Consider the following 5,878-nt stretch of genomic DNA (forward strand, 5'->3'; position numbering starts at 1 on the left):
GCCCCGTGCCGGGCCCCGGACGGCTCACCGTCGACGCGCAGCCGAGCGGGGACGGTACGGCCGTGACGCTCACGGCGAGCGGCGGGCAGGCCGTGCGGTGGTCCGCCTCGACCAGCGCCTCGTGGCTGAGCCTCAGCCGGTCGTCCGGGTCGCTGGAGCCGGGGCAGAGCGTCACGATCACGGTCGACGTGGACCACGCGCGGGAGCCCGCGGGGCCTTGGAGCGCCAAGATCACCGTGGCCCCGGCGGGCGCGGTGATCACCGTCGAGGGCCGGGGCAAGCAGCCGACCCCGACGCCCACGCCGCCGTCCCCGAGCCCGACCACCCCGACTCCGACCCCGTCGTCTCCGTCCCCGACGGGGACGCCCGGGGGAGGAGGCGGCGGCTGAGAAGGAGACCAGGCACAGCCCCGCCAGGCCGAGCCTCGCGGAGTTCCCGTCAGTGTCAGTCCGCCGGGTGCGGCGCCACCATCGGGAGCTGCGACGCCAGCCGGGCCTCGCAGAGTTCGACCAGCCGGTCGTACGCCTCCTCGCCCATCAGCTCCGTCAGCTCGGGCGCGTACGAGACGTACACCGGCTTGCCCGCGCCGTGCGCGGACGTCGCCGACGTGCACCACCAGTGCAGATCGTGGCCGCCGGGGCCCCAGCCCCGGCGGTCGTACTCGCCGATCGTGACCTGGAGCACCCGCGTGTCGTCCGGGCGGTCGATCCAGTCGTACGTGCGCCGGACCGGCAGCTGCCAGCAGACGTCCGGCTTGGTCTCCAGCGGCTCGCGGCCCTCGCGCAGCGCGAGGATGTGCAGCGAGCAGCCCGCGCCGCCCGCGAACCCCGGCCGGTTCTGGAAGATGCACGACCCCTCGTACCGGCGGGTCTGCCGCTCGCCGTCCTCGTCGACCTGGACCCAGCCCGACTTCTTCCCCTCGTCGTGGAACTGCCAGACCTCCGGCGACAGCCGGTCCACGTGCAGCGCGACCCGCTTCTCGTCGTCCTCGTCCGAGAAGTGCGCGCCGAGCGTGCAGCAGCCGTCGTCCGCCCGACCTGCCTGGATGCCCTGGCAGCCCTGCCCGAAGACACAGGTCCAGCGTGATGTCAGCCACGTCAGGTCGCAGCGGAAGACCTGTTCGTCGTCGGCCGGGTCGGGGAATTCGACCCAGGCGCGGGCGAAGTCCAGACCGACCTCGTCGGACGGCTGCGGCTGCGCCGTCTTCGCTGCCTTCGCTGTCTTCTTCACTTCTTTGTCCCGCTTCGCCTTTTTCGTCTTTGCCACCCCGCAAGCCTATGCGCCGTGCGGGCCCGCAGTAGCGTTCCGTCCATGAGACTCGGTGTCCTCGATGTGGGTTCGAATACCGTCCATCTGCTGGTGGTGGACGCGCACCCCGGCGCGCGCCCGCTGCCCGCCCACTCGCACAAGGCCGATCTGCGGCTGGCCGAGCTCCTGGAAAAGGACGACGCGCGGAAGGACGGCCCGGAGAACGGCGACGGGGACGGGGACAGGGACGGGGAGGGCTACGGGAACGGCGGCGCGATCAGCGAAACCGGCATCGACCGCCTCGTCGACGTCATCCGCGAGGCGCTCCAGGCCGCCGAGGACAAGGGCTGCGAGGACGTCCTCGCCTTCGCCACCTCCGCCGTCCGCGAGGCGGCCAACGCGGACGCCGTCCTCGCCCGCGTCCAGCGGGCGACCGGCGTCGCCCTGTCCGTACTGACCGGCCCCGAGGAGGCGCGCCTCACCTTCCTCGCCGCCCGCCGCTGGTTCGGCTGGTCGGCGGGGAAACTGCTGGTCCTCGACATCGGCGGCGGCTCCCTGGAGACCGCCTACGGCATGGACGAGACCCCGGACGTGGCCGCCTCCCTGCCGCTGGGCGCGGGCCGCCTCACGGCCGGCTGGCTGCCCGGCGACCCGCCGGACCCCGCGGACGTACGGGCGCTGCGCAAGCACGTACGGGCCGAGATAGCCCGCATCATCGGGGACTTCGCCCGGCACAGCGCGCCCGACCACATCGTGGGGACCTCCAAGACCTTCAAGCAGCTCGCGCGGATCGCGGGCTCGGCGCGGTCCGCCGAGGGCGTGTACGCGCAGCGCTCGCTGTCCCGCGCGGCGCTGGAGGAGTGGGTGCCCAGGCTCGCCGCGATGACCCGTACCGAACGCGCGGAACTGCCCGGGGTCTCCGCGGACCGGGCGCCGCAGCTGCTGGCAGGCGCCCTGGTCGCGGAGGGTGCGATGGACCTCTTCGGGGTGGCGGAGCTGGAGATCTGCCCGTGGGCGCTGCGCGAGGGCGTCATCCTGCGGCGCCTGGACCGGCTGCCCGCCGGATGACGGGCGGTCGTACGCTGTCCTTCGTGACGGAGCCAGTGGTGCGCATCCCGGATGCGAAGGTCGCCCTGTCCACGGCCTCGGTGTATCCGGAGTCGACGGCCACGGCCTTCGAGATCGCCGCGCGCCTGGGCTACGACGGTGTCGAGGTCATGGTGTGGACGGACCCCGTCAGCCAGGACATAGAGGCGCTCCGCAGACTCTCCGACTACCACCAGGTGCCGGTGCTCGCCGTGCACGCGCCGTGCCTGCTGATCACACAGCGGGTCTGGTCGACGGACCCGTGGGTCAAGCTCCAGCGGGCCCGCGCGGCGGCCGAGAAGCTGGGCGCGTCCACGGTCGTGGTGCATCCGCCGTTCCGTTGGCAGCGCAATTACTCGCGGGATTTCGTGAACGGGATCTGGCGGATGGCGGACGAGACGGACGTGCGGTTCGCCGTGGAGAACATGTATCCGTGGCGCTACCGGGACCGCGAGGTCCTCGCGTACGCGCCGGACTGGGACGTCACCAACGACGACTACCGGCACTTCACGGTGGACCTCTCGCACACCGCCACGGCCCGTACGGACGCGCTGCGCATGATCGACCGCATGGGCGACCGGCTCGCCCACGTCCACCTCGCCGACGGCAACGGCTCCAACAAGGACGAGCACCTGGTGCCCGGCCGCGGCAAGCAGCCGTGCGCCGAGCTGCTGGAGCGGCTCGCGACCTCCGGCTTCGGCGGGCACGTCGTCGTCGAGGTCAATACCCGCCGGGCGATGTCCGCCGCCGAACGCGAGGCCGACCTGGCGGAGGCGCTCGCCTTCACCCGGCTCTACCTCGCCTCCTCCACCGGAGTGCCGGGATCATGAGCGACGCCGAGGGACCCGCGGCCGGGCGGACGGAGGACAGCGTGAACGGCTCCGCAGAGGACATGAACGGTTCCGCCGAAGAGACCGCGAACGGCTCCGCCCCGAAGAAGCGCGGCCGACCCGCCCGTACGAGCACGGCCCAGGGCCCCGGCGCCCGCGACCGTATCCTCACAGCCGCCCGCGCCGAGTTCGCCGAGCGCGGCTACGACCGGGCGTCGATCCGCGCCATCGCCAAGGGCGCGTCCGTGGACCCGGCCCTCGTCCACCACTACTTCGGGACGAAGGAACAGGTCTTCGCCGCGGCCGTAGAGGTCGCCTTCGCGCCCGCCCTGTCCGCGTCCGACACCCTGCTCGCGGGCGGTCCGGACGGCGTGGGGGAGCGGCTGGCCCGCTTCATCCTCGGGATGTACGAGAACCCGGCGACCCGCGACCCGCTGCTCGCCATCGTCCGCTCGGCCGTCACCAACGAGACCGCGGCCACCGTCCTGCGCAACCTCGTCACCAGCAAGCTGATGATCCGTATCGCGAGCGAGCTGGACGTGCCCGACCCCGAGCTGCGCTCCGAGCTGGCGACCGCGCAGATCGTGGGAACCGTGCTGCTGCGGTACGTGATCAAGGCGGAGCCGCTGGCCTCAGCCGACGTCGAGAAGGTCATCGTCATGGTCGCCCCGGCGGTGCAGCGCCACCTCACCGGCGAGGGATAACCCCCGGGCGCCCTGGGGAAACAGCATCACCCGGCTCACGCCCGTACAGCCTCCCCCGTCCGCACTCCGGTCGCCCGTCTCACATACCGGAGGCACTGTCCAGATCATGGAGCGGAGGGCGTACGCTCGGCCACAGCCGCGCCGACGGCGCCGAACAACCCCGAGGGAGTGTCCACCGTGCCCGATCTGAGGTCCCGCACTGTCACCCACGGCCGCAACATGGCGGGCGCCCGAGCCCTTATGCAGGCCTCGGGCGTAGCGCGCGAGGACTTCGGCAAGCCGATCATCGCGGTGGCCAACAGCTTCACCGAGTTCGTGCCCGGCCACACCCACCTCGCGCCCGTCGGCCGCATCGTCAGCGAGGCGATCCACGCGGCGGGCGGCATCGCGCGCGAGTTCAACACCATCGCGGTCGACGACGGCATCGCCATGGGCCACGGCGGGATGCTCTACTCCCTGCCGTCCCGCGACCTGATCGCCGACTCCGTCGAGTACATGGTCGAGGCGCACTGCGCGGACGCGCTGATCTGCATCTCCAACTGCGACAAGATCACCCCCGGCATGCTGATGGCCGCGATGCGCCTCAACATCCCGACCGTCTTCGTCTCCGGCGGCCCGATGGAGTCCGGCCGCGCGACCCTCGTCGACGGCACGGTCCGCAAGCTGGACCTGATCACCGCGATCTCCGAGGCCGTCAACGACAACGTCTCGGACGAGGACATCGCCCGCATCGAGGACAACGCCTGTCCGACCTGCGGCTCCTGTTCCGGCATGTTCACCGCCAACTCCATGAACTGCCTCGCCGAGGCGATCGGCCTGGCCCTGCCCGGCAACGGCTCGGTGCTCGCCACCCACACCGCGCGCAAGGCGCTGTACGAGAACGCCGGGCGCACGGTCGTCGAGATCACCAAGCGCCACTACGAGCAGGACGACGCGACCGTCCTGCCGCGCAACATCGGCAGCCGCGCCGCCTTCGAGAACGCCATGGCCCTCGACATCGCCATGGGCGGCTCCACCAACACGATCCTGCACCTGCTCGCCGCCGCCCAGGAGGCCGGGCTCGACTTCGACATGAAGGCCATCGACGGGCTCTCCCGCCGCATGCCATGCCTGGCGAAGGTCGCCCCGAACATCGCGCCCGGCGGCGTCTACTACATGGAGGACATCCACCGGGCCGGCGGCATCCCCGCCATCCTCGGCGAGCTGTACCGCGGCGGCCTGCTGAACGAGGACGTCCACACCGTCCACTCGCCGTCGCTGGCCGACTGGCTCAAGCAGTGGGACATCCGCGGCGGCTCGCCGTCCGAGGAGGCCGTCGAGCTGTTCCACGCGGCCCCCGGCTGCGTCCGGTCCGCCACCGCCTTCTCCCAGTCCGAGCGGTGGGACACCCTCGACACGGACGCCGAGGGCGGCTGCATCCGCGACATGGCGCACGCCTACTCCACCGAGGGCGGGCTCGCGATCCTCTACGGCAACCTCGCCGAGGACGGCTGCGTCGTGAAGACCGCGGGCGTCGACGAGTCGATCTGGACGTTCGAGGGCCCGGCCGTGGTCTGCGAGTCGCAGGAGGACGCCGTCGACGCGATCCTCACCAAGCGGATCAAGGAGGGCGACGTCGTCGTCATCCGCTACGAGGGCCCCAAGGGCGGCCCCGGCATGCAGGAGATGCTCTACCCGACCTCGTTCCTCAAGGGCCGCGGCCTCGGCAAGGCGTGCGCGCTGGTCACCGACGGCCGCTTCTCCGGCGGCACGTCGGGCCTGTCCATCGGCCACGCCTCGCCCGAGGCGGCGTCCGGCGGCACGATCGCGCTCGTCGAGGACGGCGACCGCATCCGCATCGACATCCCCAACCGCTCGATGGAGCTCCTCGTCGGCGAGGACGAGCTGGCGGCCCGCCGGGCGGCGCTCGGCGGCACGTACGCCCCGAAGAGCCGCGAGCGGAAGGTCTCCACGGCGCTGCGCGCGTACGCGGCCATGGCGACGAGCGCGGACAAGGGCGCGGTGCGGGAC

The 5,878-nt window shown here is 72.1% G+C and carries 5 protein-coding genes and 1 pseudogene; 5 read left to right on the top strand and 1 reads right to left on the bottom strand.

All coding sequences use genetic code 11. The features are described 5' to 3' along the window. Positions 1 to 389: pseudogene (locus tag ACFU99_RS30150) on the top strand (sigma-70 family RNA polymerase sigma factor); the annotation flags it as partial. Between the two features lie 55 nt (positions 390 to 444). On the opposite strand, the gene ACFU99_RS30155 reads toward ACFU99_RS30150, so the two are convergent. Continuing rightward, positions 445 to 1,266, bottom strand: a complete 822-nt coding sequence (locus tag ACFU99_RS30155) for a hypothetical protein (protein WP_384398023.1) — start codon at positions 1,264 to 1,266, stop codon at positions 445 to 447. A 45-nt stretch (positions 1,267 to 1,311) separates the two neighbouring features. On the opposite strand from ACFU99_RS30155, the gene ACFU99_RS30160 reads away from it, so the two are divergent. From ACFU99_RS30160 to ilvD, 4 genes are all read left to right on the top strand, one after another. Continuing rightward, positions 1,312 to 2,316, top strand: coding sequence for a Ppx/GppA family phosphatase (locus ACFU99_RS30160; RefSeq protein WP_384398025.1), 1,005 nt, complete (start codon positions 1,312 to 1,314; stop codon positions 2,314 to 2,316). A gap of 23 nt (positions 2,317 to 2,339) precedes the next feature. Continuing rightward, entirely contained in the window at positions 2,340 to 3,164 is an 825-nt protein-coding gene (locus ACFU99_RS30165; RefSeq protein WP_384398027.1) for a sugar phosphate isomerase/epimerase family protein, read from the top strand. A gap of 62 nt (positions 3,165 to 3,226) precedes the next feature. After that, complete coding sequence (locus ACFU99_RS30170) at positions 3,227 to 3,868, top strand: TetR family transcriptional regulator (RefSeq protein WP_384398031.1); 642 nt, start codon at positions 3,227 to 3,229, stop codon at positions 3,866 to 3,868. A 177-nt stretch (positions 3,869 to 4,045) separates the two neighbouring features. Next, the coding region (gene ilvD, locus ACFU99_RS30175) for a dihydroxy-acid dehydratase (protein WP_384398029.1) at positions 4,046 to 5,878 on the top strand (1,833 nt) is incomplete at its 3' end.

Source organism: Streptomyces sp. NPDC057654 (assembly GCF_042800135.1).
In the GTDB taxonomy this organism is placed as follows: Bacteria; Actinomycetota; Actinomycetes; order Streptomycetales; family Streptomycetaceae; genus Streptomyces.